The 15,700-nt window shown below is 47.7% G+C and carries 18 protein-coding genes; 4 read left to right on the forward strand and 14 right to left on the reverse strand.

The genetic code is table 11. The annotated features are described in order from the left end of the window. Nucleotides 1-12 precede the first annotated feature (12 nt). The 7 genes from BM292_RS06570 to zapE form a co-directional block, all read right to left on the reverse strand. On the reverse strand, nucleotides 13-759 hold the full coding sequence (locus tag BM292_RS06570; RefSeq protein WP_092856576.1) for a cytochrome c1: 747 nt from the start codon (nucleotides 757-759) through the stop codon (nucleotides 13-15). Further along, nucleotides 759-2,021 (reverse strand): cytochrome b, encoded by a 1,263-nt coding sequence (locus BM292_RS06575; RefSeq protein WP_092856579.1) that lies wholly within the window; start codon nucleotides 2,019-2,021, stop codon nucleotides 759-761. Before BM292_RS06575 ends, BM292_RS06570 begins: the two co-directional genes overlap by 1 nt. Next, entirely contained in the window at nucleotides 2,021-2,611 is a 591-nt protein-coding gene (petA, locus tag BM292_RS06580) for a ubiquinol-cytochrome c reductase iron-sulfur subunit (protein WP_092856582.1), read from the reverse strand. The genes BM292_RS06575 and petA overlap by 1 nt, the downstream gene beginning before the upstream one ends. Before the next feature lie 205 nt (nucleotides 2,612-2,816). Continuing rightward, on the reverse strand, nucleotides 2,817-3,209 hold the full coding sequence (rpsI, locus tag BM292_RS06585) for a 30S ribosomal protein S9 (RefSeq protein ID WP_092856585.1): 393 nt from the start codon (nucleotides 3,207-3,209) through the stop codon (nucleotides 2,817-2,819). A 17-nt stretch (nucleotides 3,210-3,226) separates the two neighbouring features. Continuing rightward, nucleotides 3,227-3,655: a 50S ribosomal protein L13 gene (rplM, locus tag BM292_RS06590; RefSeq protein ID WP_092856588.1), complete on the reverse strand. Its 429-nt coding sequence runs from the start codon at nucleotides 3,653-3,655 to the stop codon at nucleotides 3,227-3,229. Between the two features lie 280 nt (nucleotides 3,656-3,935). Further along, nucleotides 3,936-5,489 (reverse strand): Na/Pi cotransporter family protein, encoded by a 1,554-nt coding sequence (locus BM292_RS06595; protein ID WP_092856591.1) that lies wholly within the window; start codon nucleotides 5,487-5,489, stop codon nucleotides 3,936-3,938. Further along, nucleotides 5,486-6,607, reverse strand: a complete 1,122-nt coding sequence (gene zapE / locus BM292_RS06600; protein WP_092856595.1) for a cell division protein ZapE — start codon at nucleotides 6,605-6,607, stop codon at nucleotides 5,486-5,488. Before zapE ends, BM292_RS06595 begins: the two co-directional genes overlap by 4 nt. A gap of 76 nt (nucleotides 6,608-6,683) precedes the next feature. Between zapE and BM292_RS06605 the strand changes: the two genes are divergently transcribed. From BM292_RS06605 to BM292_RS06615, 3 genes are all read left to right on the forward strand, one after another. After that, nucleotides 6,684-7,100, forward strand: coding sequence for a Z-ring associated ZapG family protein (locus BM292_RS06605; RefSeq protein WP_092856598.1), 417 nt, complete (start codon nucleotides 6,684-6,686; stop codon nucleotides 7,098-7,100). A gap of 247 nt (nucleotides 7,101-7,347) precedes the next feature. After that, entirely contained in the window at nucleotides 7,348-8,694 is a 1,347-nt protein-coding gene (locus BM292_RS06610; protein WP_092856602.1) for a DegQ family serine endoprotease, read from the forward strand. Nucleotides 8,695-8,816: 122 nt separating this feature from the next. Continuing rightward, the gene (locus tag BM292_RS06615) at nucleotides 8,817-9,866 is read left to right on the forward strand and encodes a trypsin-like peptidase domain-containing protein (protein WP_092856606.1); all 1,050 of its coding nucleotides are present in this window, start codon (nucleotides 8,817-8,819) and stop codon (nucleotides 9,864-9,866) included. A gap of 16 nt (nucleotides 9,867-9,882) precedes the next feature. On the opposite strand, the gene murA is transcribed toward BM292_RS06615, so the two are convergent. The 7 genes from murA to BM292_RS06650 are packed head-to-tail and all read right to left on the reverse strand — an operon-like array spanning nucleotide 9,883 to nucleotide 14,520. After that, nucleotides 9,883-11,139, reverse strand: a complete 1,257-nt coding sequence (gene murA / locus BM292_RS06620) for a UDP-N-acetylglucosamine 1-carboxyvinyltransferase (protein ID WP_092856609.1) — start codon at nucleotides 11,137-11,139, stop codon at nucleotides 9,883-9,885. 15 nt (nucleotides 11,140-11,154) lie between these two features. Beyond that, nucleotides 11,155-11,421: a BolA family protein gene (locus BM292_RS06625; RefSeq protein WP_325049910.1), complete on the reverse strand. Its 267-nt coding sequence runs from the start codon at nucleotides 11,419-11,421 to the stop codon at nucleotides 11,155-11,157. 10 nt (nucleotides 11,422-11,431) lie between these two features. Beyond that, nucleotides 11,432-11,746 carry an STAS domain-containing protein gene (locus BM292_RS06630; RefSeq protein ID WP_092856613.1) on the reverse strand — a complete coding sequence of 105 codons (315 nt, stop codon included), beginning with the start codon at nucleotides 11,744-11,746 and terminating at the stop codon, nucleotides 11,432-11,434. Beyond that, complete coding sequence (locus BM292_RS06635; RefSeq protein ID WP_092856616.1) at nucleotides 11,746-12,408, reverse strand: MlaC/ttg2D family ABC transporter substrate-binding protein; 663 nt, start codon at nucleotides 12,406-12,408, stop codon at nucleotides 11,746-11,748. The genes BM292_RS06630 and BM292_RS06635 overlap by 1 nt, the downstream gene beginning before the upstream one ends. A 9-nt stretch (nucleotides 12,409-12,417) precedes the next feature. Next, a complete protein-coding gene (gene mlaD, locus BM292_RS06640; protein ID WP_092856619.1) occupies nucleotides 12,418-12,885 on the reverse strand; it encodes an outer membrane lipid asymmetry maintenance protein MlaD in 468 nt (155 codons plus the stop codon). A 5-nt stretch (nucleotides 12,886-12,890) separates the two neighbouring features. Continuing rightward, nucleotides 12,891-13,667, reverse strand: coding sequence for a lipid asymmetry maintenance ABC transporter permease subunit MlaE (gene mlaE / locus BM292_RS06645; RefSeq protein ID WP_092856623.1), 777 nt, complete (start codon nucleotides 13,665-13,667; stop codon nucleotides 12,891-12,893). Then, a complete protein-coding gene (locus tag BM292_RS06650; protein WP_092856626.1) occupies nucleotides 13,657-14,520 on the reverse strand; it encodes an ATP-binding cassette domain-containing protein in 864 nt (287 codons plus the stop codon). Before BM292_RS06650 ends, mlaE begins: the two co-directional genes overlap by 11 nt. Before the next feature lie 198 nt (nucleotides 14,521-14,718). Here BM292_RS06650 and BM292_RS06655 point away from each other — a divergent pair, with 198 nt between their 5' ends. Next, nucleotides 14,719-15,699 (forward strand): KpsF/GutQ family sugar-phosphate isomerase, encoded by a 981-nt coding sequence (locus tag BM292_RS06655; RefSeq protein ID WP_092856629.1) that lies wholly within the window; start codon nucleotides 14,719-14,721, stop codon nucleotides 15,697-15,699. Nucleotide 15,700: the final 1 nt, after the last annotated feature.

Genomic DNA, 15,700 nt, shown 5'->3' on the forward strand with positions numbered 1-15,700 from the left:
TCTCCATAAAACTTATTTCACATCCTTAAAGAATTCACGTTTCAGCAGTACCGCGAATACTAAAAAGACTAGTAAGAAACCGAACACATACCAACCGATACGACGCTGTTCCAACATCATTGGTTCACCGGTGTAAACCAAGAAGCTAGTTAGGTCGAGTGCGGCTTGATCGTACTCAGCATCTGTCAGCATACCGCTGCCGTCGGTTTTAATGCCTACGTATACATCTTGCATTTCACCGTCAATCATTCGCTGTTCGGTGGTTTTGCGCGGAATACCTTGTAGCTCTTCTAATACGTGCGGCATACCCACGTTCGGGAACACAGCATTGTTTACGCCAAATGGACGTGATTCGTCAACATAGAAAGAACGTAAATAGGTGTAAATCCAGTCCGCACCACGAACTCGCGCTACTAACGTCAAATCTGGCGCTGCAGTACCAAACCAGTTGCCAGCATCTTCAGTGGCCATGGCGTTGGTAATAAGATCACCGACTTTTTCACCCGTAAACTGAAGGTTTTCAACGCCTAACTCTTCTGGGATTTCTAAATCACGGAAAGTACGGTTGTAGCGTTGATACTGCATTGAGTGACAACCCAAGCAGTAGTTCATGAACAATTGTGCACCACGTTGCAACGACGCTTTGTCATGTAAATCAACGTTTGCTTTGTCCAGTGGTACTGTTGGGTCAGCTGCAAAACTTGCAACTGACCACAGTGATGCTGCTACCAGCAGAGTATTTTTGATTAACTGTTTCATCACTTAGTAATCCTCTCTGGAACTGGCTTCGTGTTTTCATTCTTACTGTAGAACCACAGTAAAACGAAGAAGGCGAAGTACAAGAAGGTGAAGATACGAGCGAACATGGTGTAAACCTCTGTCGCTGGCTTCAGACCCAGATAACCGAGTGCAATAAAGCTAATTGCAAATACAGTCAGGTTTACTTTGTGCAACGTACTACGATAGCGAACAGAGCGCACTTTACCGCGATCCAACCAAGGCAGTACAAATAGTGCGACAATGGCACCGAACATCAAAATAACGCCCAGTAACTTGTCAGGTACCGCACGCAAAATTGCGTAGAACGGTGTGAAGTACCATACCGGTGCAATATGTGCTGGTGTCTTCAACGGATTCGCTGCTTCAAAGTTTGGTGGCTCAAGGAACAAGCCGCCCATTGCCGGAGCAAAGAAGATAACGTAACAGAAGAAGAATAAGAAGATTGCTACGCCCACTAGGTCCTTCACGATGTAATACGGGAAGAATGGGAAGGCATCAACAATGTCATACTTCTTAGTGAAGCGCTCATGGAAGGTAAACTTCGGCTTCTCTGAATCTGGCACTGAGCCCTTCGGTTTCTTGATTGAAACACCCTCAGGGTTGTTCGAGCCGACTTCGTGTAGCGCGATGATGTGTAAGAACACCAAAATAACCAGTACTAATGGCAATGCAATGACATGCAGTGCAAAGAAGCGGTTCAGTGTCGCACCCGAGATAACGTAGTCACCACGAATCCAAAGCGTTAAATCATCACCGATGATTGGAATCGCACCAAACAACGAGATAATTACCTGCGCACCCCAGTATGACATTTGACCCCATGGTAATAGATAGCCCATGAAGGCTTCAGCCATTAACACGAGGAAGATCAGCATACCGAACACCCACAGCAGTTCGCGCGGCTTCTGATACGAGCCGTACATCATGCCACGGAACATGTGCAAGTAGACCACCACGAAAAATGCGGACGCACCGGTTGAGTGCATATAGCGAAGCAACCAGCCGTACTCGATATCACGCATGATAAATTCAACTGATGCGAAAGCGCCCTCAGCTGAAGGTACGTAGTTCATGGTTAGCCAGATACCAGTCAAGATTTGGTTGACCAAAACTAACGTTGCTAGCACACCAAAGATGTACCAGAAGTTAAAGTTTTTTGGAGCTGGATATTGAGCTAAGTGGATATTCCACGTTTTGGTCATCGGAATACGTTCGTCAAACCATGCAATGAGTTTATTCATTAGGCTTGCTCCCCATCTTCACCCACCAAAATGGTGTTATCGTTGATGTAGTAATGAGGCGGAACCACCAAGTTATAAGGGGCAGGAACGCCTTGGAACACTCGACCAGCGATATCAAAGATAGAACCGTGACACGGACAGAAGAAACCAGTCTCAGCGCCCTCTACATATTCACCCATTCCCGTATCAAGGAACTGTGGTGAACATCCCAAGTGTGTACAGATACCGACAGCGACAAAGAATTCTTCTTTGCGCGAGCGGTGAATATTCTTCGCATATTCAGGCTGCTGAGGTTCTTCAGAATTAGGGTCGCGAAGTTGGTCACTCACGGCTTCAAGCGATGCCAACATTTCAGGGGTACGACGTACCACCCAAACCGGTTGACCACGCCATTCAACACGAATCAATTGACCCGGCTCGGCTTTTCCAATGTTCACTTCCACTGGGGCACCCGCGTTTTTAGCTTTTTCGCTCGGGTTCCACGACGCAATGAAAGGAACGGCAACACCAACCGCGCCCGCTGCACCGACGACAGATGTCGCGACGGTCAGGAAACGACGGCGGCCTTTATCTACAGGCGCATTGCTCATCCACTTACTCTCCAGTTTGGACGCTTCGCGAGACATCGCCGCGAAGTCAGTAATTAGCTGCTGCGATAGGTTCACCCAAGTGATTTTAGGCGAACGGCAAAAAAATGCCTTCAGATGATAAAGAAATGCCCTGATTTTTACAAGGATAAAGACAAAAAACCCGGCACAAAGGCCGGGTTTTTGATGCAGTCGAGATTTCGAAGAATTAACGCTTCGAGAACTGTGGACGCTTACGTGCTTTATGCAAGCCGACTTTCTTACGCTCAACTTGACGCGCGTCACGAGTTACATAACCCGCGCGACGTAAGTCACCACGTAAAGCTTCGTCATATTGCATCAGTGCACGGGTGATACCGTGACGCACTGCGCCTGCTTGACCACTTGCACCACCACCTTTCACAGTGATGTATAAGTCGAATTTTTCAACCATGTCGACCAACTCAAGCGGTTGACGAACAACCATACGAGCGGTTTCACGACCGAAGTATTCTTCTAAAGTGCGGTTATTGATGCTGATGTTGCCGCTACCTGGACGCAAGAAAACGCGTGCAGTTGAGCTTTTGCGACGACCAGTACCGTAGTATTGATTCTGTGCCATAGTCTTCATGCTCCGTCTTAAATTTCAAGTTGTTTTGGTTGCTGAGCGACATGATTGTGCTCTGCACCAGCGTACACTTTCAGTTTACGGAACATGGCACGACCTAGTGGACCACGAGGTAACATACCTTTCACCGCTTTCTGAATTACCATTTCAGGCTTCTTAGCAATCAACTTCTCGAAGTTGATTTCTTTGATACCACCTGGGTAACCCGTGTGTGAATAGTAGATTTTGTTTTGCGCTTTGCGGCCAGTTACAGCAACTTTTTCAGCGTTAACGATGATGATGTAATCACCAGTGTCAACGTGAGGAGTGTACTCAGGCTTGTGCTTACCGCGCAAACGACGGGCAACTTCAGTTGCCAAACGACCTAAAGTTTTACCTTCAGCGTCAATAACATACCAGTCACGTTGTACTGTTTCTGGTTTTGCAACAAATGTACTCATTGAGAATTACTCTTTCTTTAAGGTTCACGACAGTAGTTCCGGGCTTCCCCGCGAACCACAACAACCGTTGTGGTTGAGCCACAAATTCGGTTAGTTGTACCTGTAACGTGGGCTGCGCGGATTATAGGGAAAAGCGCTTAAAAGATCAACGACGTTATTCGTTATTCGTGCGTTCACTTCGTTCACTGTTCGTCCGTTCGGCTTCGCCTCTCTGTTCGAAGTGTCTCTCCGAACAGCGAAGCGGACGAACAGCGCAGCGCACGAAAAACGAAAAACGCTTTTAGGTTTTGAGGGCGGTGATGATTTCGGCGCTGCGTTCCCACATACTTGCCAACTGCATCAACGCCGCCCCTTCCGTTGGTTCTAACTCGTTTGCTGCGATGCGATTTAACCATGTGTGACGGAGCAAGTTGCGCGTCGCGCGTATCGAGCTCACAAGAGAAGCCCAGTTTGCTTCGGGACGATCTTTCATGTCGGCGCCGTTAAGTAACTCGAGTAACTGTTCGCGGAGTTGGTGGTTCAAACTGGCGTCAATTTGTGTCGGTGTTGCGGCACGTAGTTTTTCGACAATATCACGTAGATCGCGCAAGCGAGCATGGCTGGTATGCAGTTCGGCAAGCAGCAATGCTTCATCGCCATGCAGTTGTTTGGCGCTTAGCTTGGTCAGATAGGTTTGAATATGAGCTAACAATTCACCGGTTGCGATATCTTCCTCGGTTTCCTTTAAAGCGCCTTCATCTTTGAGGAGCATGCGCAGACGTATAACATATTGACGCAATACGCGGTTGAGCTCCTGCTGTATTGCGTTCAGGCCCATTGAAGGAACTTCTAAAACGGTTTTATCGAGAAAACGTGGTTCACCAGAACGTAATGGCGGTAACCGGTACCAGCTCTCAACTCGCCGGAAAATACGCTCATCAAGAAACCACATAAGAACTAAGCCGAGCACATTGAATAATGTATGAAAGATAGCGAGGCCGGTACTAATATTGGTGACCTGCTCGCCCCCTGAAAGGATTTCAGCAACCCACCACATTGGCACGAGCAATATCAATGCCACAACAGCGGTGACAGCGTTCATCAACACATGAACTGCCGACAAGCGCTTGGCGTGAGCAGTCGCACCAATACTCGCAAGTAGTGCGGTCAGTGTGGTTCCAATATTGGCGCCAATGACAACCGCTGCACCGGCTAAAGGTGTAAATGCGCCGCTGACTGAGGCCGTTAAGACAATTGCTAGTGCCGCTGACGAGGATTGCATCAAGGCTGTCAGCAACACACCAGCAAAAACGGCTAATAATATGCTTAATGGCCCACTCACAGAAAACTGCTCTACCGGCATGATAGTGACAAGTTGCTCGAAAGCATCTCGTAAAGTGTCTAAGCCGACGAAAAGAACACCAAATCCAGCGATAGCTAACCCGACACTGCCTGATGGAGAAGAGCGACGCACCAATTGCAATAGCATTCCGAGGCCAATAAGTGGCCATGCAATCATGCCAACATTAAACTTCAAACCAATTAACGCCACAATCCAGGCTGTCATGGTGGTGCCGACATTACTGCCGAAAACAACCCAAGCAGCTTGTTTGAGCTTGAGCATCCCAGCATTAGTAAAGCCGAGCAAAGCGACAACTACTGCGCCAGAAGCCTGCACCAGCGCCGTGACGGTAAACCCGGCAAATGCTGCGCGCAACCGTGTCTGTGTCGAACGCTCTAAAAAGCTTTGCAAATGGGTGCCGGCGGCAGCTTTAAGCCCGTCGGTTAGCAGCTGCATACCAAGGAGTAGCAGGCCAAGTCCACCCAATGCTAAAGTCCAATCAGTCAACGTCATGGTTTATGGGCCAGTCCTAAATATTCGTGGCTTTGCATTTCAAGTAAGCGACTTACACAGCGTTTAAATTCGAAATTCAACTTGCCTTGCGTATACAGCTCGTCCAATGGCGCTGCACCAGACATGATCAATTTGACGCGACGCTCATAAAATTCATCCACTAATGCAATAAAGCGCCGTGCCGCATCATCGTTTTGGGCGCCCATTTGTGGCACTTCGCTAATTAATACCGCATGGTAACACTGCGCTATTTCAATATAGTCGTTCTGTGAACGAGGACCACCACAAATGGCGTCAAAGGAAAATAACACCACATCGTCGCACTCCATCCGAACAGGAATATTGCGATTATTCACTACGATGTACCCACGTTCGTCGCGGTTACAGTGGTCTGGCGCTAATTCAGTAAAATAACGCTGTAGGTTTTCATCGGCGCCGGCATCAGCTGGGGCGTGATATATTTCAGCACGAGTTAGCGTACGCAAACGATAGTCGATACCACTGTCAACGTTGATCACTTGGCAATGCTGCTTGATCAGTTCAATTGCAGGAATAAAGCGCTGCCGCTGCAAGCCGTTACGATACAGCTCATCGGGGACGATATTGGAAGTTGCGACTAACACCACGTTGCGCTTGAACAGCTCTTGCATTAACGTGCCGAGGATCATGGCATCGGTAATATCTTGCACAAAAAACTCATCAAAACAGACCACACGCGCTTCACTGGCAAGCTTATCTGCAATAATTGGCAGTGGGTCGCTACGCCCTTTAAGCTCTTTCAATTCGCTATGTACACGATGCATAAAGCGGTGAAAGTGAACGCGAAGCTTGCGTTCAAATGGCAAAGTTTCGAAGAATGTGTCAACCAGATAAGTTTTACCGCGACCAACGCCACCCCAAAAATAAATTCCCTTTGGCGTGGGCTGACCACCACCAAAAGCCTTCTTCAAGCGACTCAATAAGCTCGACTTAGCTTCAGCTTGATGAAATAAGACCAGTTCGTCATAGAGCCGCTGCAATTCCTCTACAGCTCGACGTTGCGAGGCGTCCGGCTGAAAATTGCCAGTCGCTAAATCCTGCTCATACTTTAATAATGGCGTAAGCTTGTTCGTTGTCACTACCACTTCGACCCTGTTCTGGATTATGCTAGTAGACAGTAGTTTATCATGCGAAATGCATTTTTAAGGAGTTTTTATGAGCTGGATTGTTGGAGTTTTACTCGTCATAGCAGGCGCAATCGTTGGTTTTTTTGTGGCGCGTTACTGGCTCGCAGAGCATTCGGATGAAGCCGAGTTAAACCAACAAGTTACCCAAACCAAACAACAGCTTGCCGATTATCGTCAAGAAGTTGCCGAGCACCTTGCAACTGCTCAAGCTCTGGTAGGTCAACTCGAAGAAACTCAAGACAAGCTAAAAGCGTATTTACATCACAGCGCTGACTTATTACAGCGTGAGCAAGAGCAGCCAAGTCTGCCATTTTTCGCGGAAGATACTATTCGCGAATTGCGAATGGCAAACAAGGTAAAGGGCGAAAAACGCCGCTCGGATGATAAGGCGCCAAGTGATATGCCGCGTGATTACAGCGACACCAAATCCGGCCTATTCAAATAACCCCAAAAAAACGATATTAGCTATTCGATATTAGATATTAGGACTGATGAATCGGGTATTTCTGTTCTCTCTAATATCTAATATCGAATAGCTAATATCGCCTTTATTTTTTGTTTTACATCTTGAAACACATCCACGGTGAACTTATTTAATCTGAGTCAGTCTTTAACTGCATCTACCTGAAATTATTTCGACCCCTGCTAGCGACATCTTCTAGCAGAATTTGCATGTATAGGAGTTAACTCTGATGAAAGTGAAGTTCATTGCGGTTCTGGCATTGGCAAGTGCATTGATTATTGCGCCTGTTTCAGCCGGCATTCCTTTTTTTGGTGACAAAAATGAAACGCCTACGCTGGCCCCTATGCTTGAGGAAGTCACCCCTGCGGTGGTGAATATCTCAGTAAAAGGTAAGCGTGAGGTGCGCCAGCGCATTCCAGATATGTTTCGCTTTTTCTTTGGTCCAGGTGGCCCTCGTGAGCAAGTACAAGAACGTCCATTCCAAGGATTAGGTTCTGGCGTCATTATCGATGCTGATGAGGGTTACGTGGTCACAAATAATCACGTAATTGACGGCGCGTCTGAGATCATGGTGACCTTGAAAGACGGACGCCAATTTGATGCCACGGTTATTGGTACCGATGATCGCTCGGACATTGCACTGCTTAAAATAAAAGACGGCGAGAACCTCACTGAAATTAAAATTGGTAGTTCAGCTGATTTACGTGTGGGCGATTTCGTTGTCGCTATCGGCAATCCGTTTGGTCTTGGCCAAACCGTGACCTCTGGTATTGTCAGTGCGTTGGGGCGCAGTGGCTTGGGTATTGAAGAGATTGAAAACTTCATTCAAACCGACGCGGCAATTAATAGTGGTAACTCTGGCGGCGCATTGGTGACGTTAAACGGCGAGTTGATTGGTATCAACACGGCTATTTTGGGACCAAACGGTGGTAACATCGGTATCGGTTTTGCCATCCCAGCTGACATGATGAAGAATCTTGTTGCCCAGTTGGTTGAGTTCGGTGAAGTGCGTCGCGGTGTGCTTGGTGTTCGTGGTAATGATTTGACTCATGAAATTGCCAAAGCGCTCGAACTGAAGGCGAACCAAGGCGCCTTTATCGCCGAAGTCATTCCGGAAGGAGCGGCCGATAAAGCGGGTTTGAAATCAGGCGATGTTATTGTTGCTGTGAATGGTGAAAAAATTCGAACCTTTGCTGATTTAGGTGCGCGTGTTAGCACAATCGGTGCCGGGAAAGAACTGAGTATTACGGTTTTACGTGACGGTAAAGAGCGTGATTTCGATGTGGTGTTAACTGCTGACGAACAGGCGGTAACGGCGGCGGCTCTGCATCCTGCACTTGATGGTATCACCTTGGTTCCGGACGAACGCGGCGGCCTCAAGGTTACCGAAATTGAAGAAGGTTCATTAGCGGAGCGCTATGGTATTCGCAAAGACGACGCCATTATCGGTGTGAATCGTAGCCCTGTTAATAGTATGAGTGAGTTACGTGAAGCATTAAGCAACGCCGGAAGCGTGGTCGCTCTGAATATTCGTCGCGGAAACTCGCAATTATACCTTGTGTTACGCGGCGGCTAGTTAGTTACGCTGCGAATGTTCAAAAGCAACGTATGACAAAACGAAGGCAGTTGAGATACTGCCTTCTTTTGTAAACAGTGTTATGCTTTGCAGTATTCTTAATCAATAGGTTACAAGTCGCTATGCAGCTACGGCAATTCGCTTGGTATATTGTTCGATCAGTCATTCTTGGCCTCGCAGTCGCAGCTATCGTGATTTATGCCCTACCTCACCTGCGTGAACAGTTCACTGGTGATTCACAGCAATCAGAGCAACCATTTAGCTTCTCCACAGCGGTTCAGCGCGCTGCGCCAGCAGTGGTAAACATCTACAGTATCGGTTCAACGCGTGATTCGTATTACTCGCGCCGACCGAACACGCTAGTGCGCTTAGGCTCTGGTGTTATCATGGATAATCGCGGTCACATACTCACCGCGTATCATGTTGTTGCCGATGTGAATGAAATACAGGTCGCATTGCAGGATGGCCGTAATTATAGCGGTCAAGTAATTGGTTATGATCGGATAACCGATTTAGCGGTGGTACGTATTGAGGCGGATAACTTACCAACGATTCCTCAAAATGAAACGCTGACAACCCAAGTTGGCGACGTAGTTCTTGCCATTGGCAACCCTCACAACTTAGGTCAAACCATTACACAAGGTATTATCAGTGCGACCGGTGGACGTATGGGGGTCATTAACTCTCACGCAGATCTGATTCAAATGGACGCAGTGATTAATGAAGGCGCCTCCGGTGGTGCCCTTATTAATAGCCAAGGTTATTTGGTGGGAATTAACAATGCGCAATTTCGTGACGCCCGCGGCCAAGGCATTGATGGGATTTACTTTGCCGTTCCCTACCCGCTGGCACGTTCGGTGATGGACACGCTGATTCGAGAAGGTGAAGTTGTACGCGGTTATTTGGGTGTACAAGCAGGCGAAACGCCGCAATCTAGTCCCTATACACAGCCCGGAATTTTCATCACTGGCGTCGACCCAAACAGCCCAGCAGAGCGAGCAGGCTTGCGCGCCGAAGATTATATTACGGAAATTAATGGTCAGCCGATGCAGTCGGCAGCAGAGGGCTTAGCACTGGTTGCTAACACCAAACCTGGCACCACTTTGCAGGTTCAGTTTTTACGAGACAATAAAGAAGAAACAACGGCAGTGACGATTACTAAACTGCAGTAAGAAGAAACGCGTGAGATCAACTCACGCGTTTAATATCGGCTCCAAGCGCGGAAAGCTTTTTCTCAATGGTTTCATAGCCGCGATCAATGTGATAAATCCGCTCTACAACCGTTTCGCCTTGAGCAACAAGTCCAGCAATAACCAGCGATGCTGAAGCGCGCAAATCGGTACACATCACCTGAGCACCAGTAAGCTGTTTCACACCTTTCGAAATTGCGGTGTTGCCTTCCAACTCAATGTTCGCACCCATACGACGCAGTTCCGGTACATGCATAAAGCGATTTTCAAAGATGGTTTCACGAACCCAACCGGCTCCATCAGCAATAGCGTTTAGCGCGCAAAACTGAGCCTGCATGTCGGTTGGAAATGCAGGGTGAGGCGCCGTCACGATATTGACTGGTCGCGGACGTTCAGTTGCTTGAATACGGATCCAGTCTTCGCCTTTGGTAATGGTTGCACCGGCTTCAGTTAGCTTTTTCAATACCGCATCTAACATGGTTGGATCGGTATTACGGCATGTGACATCACCGCCTGTCGCCAAAGCCGCGACCAAAAACGTACCCGTTTCAATTCGATCCGGTTGCACGCGATAGCTGCCACCATGAAGTTTTTCTTTACCATAAATGGTGATGGTATCCGTACCAGCGTCACGCACATCGGCGCCCATACTGTTCAAAAAGTTCGCTAAATCTTCAACTTCAGGTTCGCGCGCAGCGTTCTCAATGACAGTGACTCCTTCAGCAAGAGTCGCTGCCGCCATCAAATTTTCGGTACCGGTAACGCTAACCATATCCATCAAAATGGTCGCACCTTTCAAACGGCCGTCAACTTTTGCATTTATGTAGCCATTTTCTACGGTGATGTCTGCACCCATTTGGCGTAAACCTTCGATATGCAGATTCACCGGGCGTGCGCCAATGGCGCAGCCACCAGGCAATGACACTTGCGCTTGGCCGAATTTAGCCAGTAATGGGCCTAATACCAAAATCGATGCCCGCATTGTTTTCACCAAGTCGTAACTCGCGACATGATGATTAATACCTTGTGGCTTAATCAGATAACTATTGGGTCCCAACGTTTCGCTCGCAACACCAAGCTCACCTAATAGCTTCAAACTGGTACGCACATCTTGTAATGCCGGTACATTGTCTAATTGCACATCTTCAGATGGTAATAACGCCGCCATGAGTATCGGCAGTGCCGAATTCTTGGCACCAGAAATAACCACTTCGCCGTGCAGAGGAGTACCGCCGCGGATAACTAGTTTTTGCATCGTTTACTCTGCCGCTTAACTGAGCATCGCGAGCTTTTTCTCGCGTTGCCATTCGGTCGGGGTATAGGTACGAATTGATACAGCGTGCAATTCGCCGCTAGCGATTAATTCTTTGAGCGGTGCATAAACAACTTGTTGCTTTTTAACCCGCGAGAGTTCGGCAAACATTTCACCAACCACGGTAATATTCGCATGGCTGCCGTCAAGCTTTACCAAAACTTCAGTTACATCGAGCTCATCCAACAATCGCTGTTGAATTGATTCTGCTGTCATCATATTCATTTAATCGCTTTTATTTATTTGTGTGTTCATTCAGTTGTAGTAGTGCCGACACACCACTAACCTGCACCATGGCGTGCAGCTGTTGGTTCGCATGAGTTATAGCGAGCTCACGTTGATCTGCTAACACTGCACGTTTGGCTTCAAGCAGCATCGCCACGCCGGCTGAATCTATTTTGGTGACGCCTTGCAGATTTAGAGTAAGCACTTGCTCACCGCTTAGCCAGCTCTTACGTTGCTTCCAAAGTGCAGGTACAGTCATCCGATCCAATTCACCGATGAATTGAATTTCGTTGTCTTCACCACGCTGCCACTCGCAAGTTTTCATTATTCGGCACCTACGCCATCATGCGGCTTCACTGATTCTTGCGCCTTTTCGCGTAACAATGCAATCGTGCCATCAATCCCGTTACTACGGATCACTGCGCTGATTTCCGCTTGCTTACTATTCAGTAAGCTAACACCTTCAACGACGAGATCGTATGCTTTCCAAACGTTATCGCCATTGTCATAACGCATTTTAAAATCCATACGCACGGGTGGACGACCTTCTTCAATCAGTCGCGTGTTAACAACCACCATGCGGCTACCTTCTTCAAACCGACCAGAGTCACCGAACTCGATGGTGTGCTTGGTCTCGTCATATTGGGTAAATGCACCCGCGTATGTGGTGATTAAGTAATCACGAAATACTGTGTAAAATTCTTGCCGTTGCTCTTCGGTAGTATCAGTTAAGTTACGACCTAACACACGCTTGGCGGCGTAAACGTAATCCACATATGGCATCATTTCTTCGCGAATGACGACACGAATATGGTTGATATCTTGATCAATAAGTTCACGATCTTGCTCAATTCGCTCGATAGTTTTATTCGCGAGTTTCTCCAATAAGATGTATGGATTCTCGTCACGAATTAACTCGGCCTGCGCAACACCACTACCGGTAACTGCAACTACCGCAACTACAAGTGCTAACAACCATTGTTTCATACGTACTCCTTAATCTTTACCCTGACTAAATAGGAACTGCCCAATTAAGTCCTCTAATACCAGCGCTGATTTCGTGTCATAAATCTGATCGCCGTCTTTTAACATCTCAACGGTGTCGTCAATAAATCCCGGATTCAAGCCGATATATTGCTCACCTAATATTCCTGAAGTCAGAATTGAGACCGATGTTGTATCAGAAAATTCACTGTATTCTTGGCTAATTGTCATCTCAACCAATGGTTCATAATAATCACCGCTAAGTGAAATCTTGCTGACACGGCCAACAACAACACCGCCCACTTTGACAGGCGAGCGTTCTTTTAGTCCACCAATGTTGTCGAACTTTGCATAAAGTTTATACGTTTCACCATTCGTCACAACACTTGTATTGGCTGCTTGCAAGCCTAAAAACAACAATGCCAGAACGCCAATAATGACAAAGAAACCGACTGCGAGTTGTGTATTTCTTGATTCCATAGCTCTTATCCAAACATCAATGCTGTTAATACGAAGTCGAGGCCGAGCACTGCTAAGGATGCAGTGACTACCGTCGATGTTGTGGCACGACTTATACCAACCGAAGTCGGTGTACAGCTGTAGCCTTTATACAAAGCAATCCAGGTGACCACAAACGCGAAAACTAAACTTTTGATAATGCCGTTGACAATGTCTTGGCCCCATTCCACATTCGACTGCATGACCGACCAGAACGCGCCATCGTCAACACCTAACCAACGTACCCCGACTAAATAACCGCCGTAGATACCAACCGCCGAGAACACCAAGGCAAGAATTGGCATGCTGTAAAAGCCCGCCCAAAACCGCGGTGAAATAACACGACGTAACGGGTCAACTCCCATCATCTCAAGGCTCGACAACTGTTCGGTCGCTTTCATTAAGCCGATTTCTGCCGTTAGTGCTGAGCCAGCACGACCGGCAAACAGCAACGCAGTGACCACTGGACCGAGTTCACGAAGCAACGACAGTGCCACCATCGGACCCAGTGATTGCTCAGCACCGAAGTCCACCAATATGGTGTAACCTTGCAAGCCAAGCACCATACCGATAAATAGGCCGCTGACGACGATTATCACCAACGACAAGACCCCAACCGAGTACATTTGCTGCATCAACAGCGGCCACGATTTACGCAAGGTAGGTTTTCCCACTAACGCTCGCATCAGCATAAAAAACGCTGCTCCGGCACCTGCAATCGTATTTAGGGTGGTTCGCCCTAGTGCGGCAACTCTATCGAGCATTGTCCACCCCCAATAATTCATCTTCGAGCGATGGTGCGGCATAATGAAACGGCACAGGACCATCGGCTTCACCATGTAAAAACTGATGAACCAAAGGATCGTCAGAGGCTTCTAGCTCACTTGGCGTACCATGACCAACAACCTTTTTATCCGCAATAATGTAGACGTAATCGGCAATGGTCATAACTTCCGCAACGTCGTGCGTCACCACAATGCTGGTTAACCCCAGCGATTGATTCAGTTCTTTAATCAACTTCACGATAACGCCCATTGAGATTGGATCTTGTCCAGCAAATGGTTCATCGTACATGATGAGTTCAGGGTCAAGCGCAATTGCCCGAGCCAGTGCCGCACGCCGTGCCATACCACCGGATAACTCAGCTGGCATAAGATGACGTGCACCACGCAAACCAACCGCTTCAAGCTTCAATTTAACGATGGTTTCAATAATTTCTTCAGGGAGCTGGCTATGCTCACGAATTGGAAACGCAACGTTGTCATACACCGTCATATCAGTGAACAACGCACCGCTTTGAAACAACATACTCATTCGTTTGCGCAGTTCGTATAAGTCTGAACGCCCCAACGCATGAATATTTTCACCAGCGAAAGTAATTGTCCCTTGCTGAGGTCGCAACTGTGCACCAATTAAGCGCAACAAGGTTGTTTTACCGATACCACTTGGCCCCATCACAGCCGTGATTTTGCCTTTGGGTATACGCATGGATAAACCGCGATAAACTTGATGAGCGCCGAACCCGTGCGCGAAGTCAATGTCGTCGATAACAACTAATGCTTCGTCGTTACTATGAGTTTGTGGCTGGTTGCTCGTTGATTTTTGAGCCGTCTGCATCGCCTTGATATCTCCCTTTTCGAGCCCGCTAGTGTACCAGATTTAGCGCTTTTTCCAAAGATTAAGGCGGTAAAAATTGTGACAATTCGTTAGTTTCTATGCTTTTTACGTCTGCATTTCGCTTTTCGATCGGTTATTATCTGAGTTTAGGACAAGCAATAGCACATGCCATCACATTGGGTCGGAGCAAAATCAGTTATGACAGATTCCAGCAACCGTTCATTTCGCGAGCTTGGCGAGCGCGTTATTGATATCGAGACTGCCGCCGTTTCTGGTTTAAAACAGTATCTCAACGACGATTTTGAGCACGCTTGTGAGTTGCTCTTAAATTGCCGTGGCCGCGTGATTGTGATTGGTATGGGTAAATCTGGCCATATTGGCGGAAAAATTGCAGCGACACTGGCGTCAACCGGCACACCAGCCTTTTTTGTGCATCCGGGCGAAGCAAGTCACGGTGACCTTGGCATGATAACGGAACACGATGTGGTATTGGCGATTTCCAATTCCGGGGAAACTGGTGAATTGCTGGCTATCGCCCCACTCATCAAGCGCCGCGGCGTTAAGCTGGTCAGTATGACTGGCAACCCGAAATCAACGCTGGCCGACATTGCGGATGTGCATGTTTGTATTGCAGTTGAGCAAGAAGCATGCCCGCTGGGGCTAGCACCCACGTCGTCTACAACGGCGACTTTGGTCATGGGCGATGCCCTCGCTGTGGCACTTTTGAATGCTCGCGGTTTTACTGCTGATGATTTTGCTATGTCGCACCCAGGCGGAAGTCTTGGCCGCCGATTGCTACTACATATTCATGATGTCATGCATGATGGTGAACGCATGCCGATGGTTGCCGAACAAGCGACGATTTCTGAAGCTTTATTAGAAATGTCACGCAAAGGTTTGGGAATGACCGGTGTTGCAAACATCGAAGGAAAGCTCGCAGGTATCTTTACCGACGGCGATTTGCGTCGTATCCTCGACCAGCGAATCGATCTGCACAGTACCCCAATAGCGCAAGTGATGACACGTCAACCTGTAACCATTAAACCCGATGTGCTTGCTGCGCAGGGTTTGAAGTTAATGGAAGACCGTAAAATTAATGGCTTGTTTGTTGTCGATGAAAACGGTATCCCTCAGGGCGCCTTGAATATGCATGACCTTTTGAAAGCCGGAGTGATGTAAT

Origin of the sequence: Pseudidiomarina tainanensis, from assembly GCF_900115255.1 — a bacterium.
GTDB classification, from domain to species: domain Bacteria; phylum Pseudomonadota; class Gammaproteobacteria; order Enterobacterales; family Alteromonadaceae; genus Pseudidiomarina; species Pseudidiomarina tainanensis.

Bases quoted from the DNA above. Each gene is read 5' to 3' on its own strand.
- BM292_RS06635 (WP_092856616.1), bottom strand. From the start codon at position 12,408: ATGAAACAATGGTTGTTAGCACTTGTAGTTGCGGTAGTTGCAGTTACC.
- rpsI (WP_092856585.1), bottom strand. From the start codon at position 3,209: ATGGCACAGAATCAATACTACGGTACTGGTCGTCGCAAAAGCTCAACT.
- BM292_RS06630 (WP_092856613.1), bottom strand. From the start codon at position 11,746: ATGAAAACTTGCGAGTGGCAGCGTGGTGAAGACAACGAAATTCAATTC.
- BM292_RS06595 (WP_092856591.1), bottom strand. From the start codon at position 5,489: ATGACGTTGACTGATTGGACTTTAGCATTGGGTGGACTTGGCCTGCTA.
- BM292_RS06655 (WP_092856629.1), top strand. From the start codon at position 14,719: ATGACAGATTCCAGCAACCGTTCATTTCGCGAGCTTGGCGAGCGCGTT.
- BM292_RS06615 (WP_092856606.1), top strand. From the start codon at position 8,817: ATGCAGCTACGGCAATTCGCTTGGTATATTGTTCGATCAGTCATTCTT.
- BM292_RS06605 (WP_092856598.1), top strand. From the start codon at position 6,684: ATGAGCTGGATTGTTGGAGTTTTACTCGTCATAGCAGGCGCAATCGTT.
- rplM (WP_092856588.1), bottom strand. From the start codon at position 3,655: ATGAGTACATTTGTTGCAAAACCAGAAACAGTACAACGTGACTGGTAT.
- mlaD (WP_092856619.1), bottom strand. From the start codon at position 12,885: ATGGAATCAAGAAATACACAACTCGCAGTCGGTTTCTTTGTCATTATT.
- mlaE (WP_092856623.1), bottom strand. From the start codon at position 13,667: ATGCTCGATAGAGTTGCCGCACTAGGGCGAACCACCCTAAATACGATT.
- BM292_RS06570 (WP_092856576.1), bottom strand. From the start codon at position 759: ATGAAACAGTTAATCAAAAATACTCTGCTGGTAGCAGCATCACTGTGG.
- BM292_RS06625 (WP_325049910.1), bottom strand. From the start codon at position 11,421: ATGAATATGATGACAGCAGAATCAATTCAACAGCGATTGTTGGATGAG.
- murA (WP_092856609.1), bottom strand. From the start codon at position 11,139: ATGCAAAAACTAGTTATCCGCGGCGGTACTCCTCTGCACGGCGAAGTG.
- BM292_RS06575 (WP_092856579.1), bottom strand. From the start codon at position 2,021: ATGAATAAACTCATTGCATGGTTTGACGAACGTATTCCGATGACCAAA.
- petA (WP_092856582.1), bottom strand. From the start codon at position 2,611: ATGAGCAATGCGCCTGTAGATAAAGGCCGCCGTCGTTTCCTGACCGTC.
- BM292_RS06650 (WP_092856626.1), bottom strand. From the start codon at position 14,520: ATGCAGACGGCTCAAAAATCAACGAGCAACCAGCCACAAACTCATAGT.
- BM292_RS06610 (WP_092856602.1), top strand. From the start codon at position 7,348: ATGAAAGTGAAGTTCATTGCGGTTCTGGCATTGGCAAGTGCATTGATT.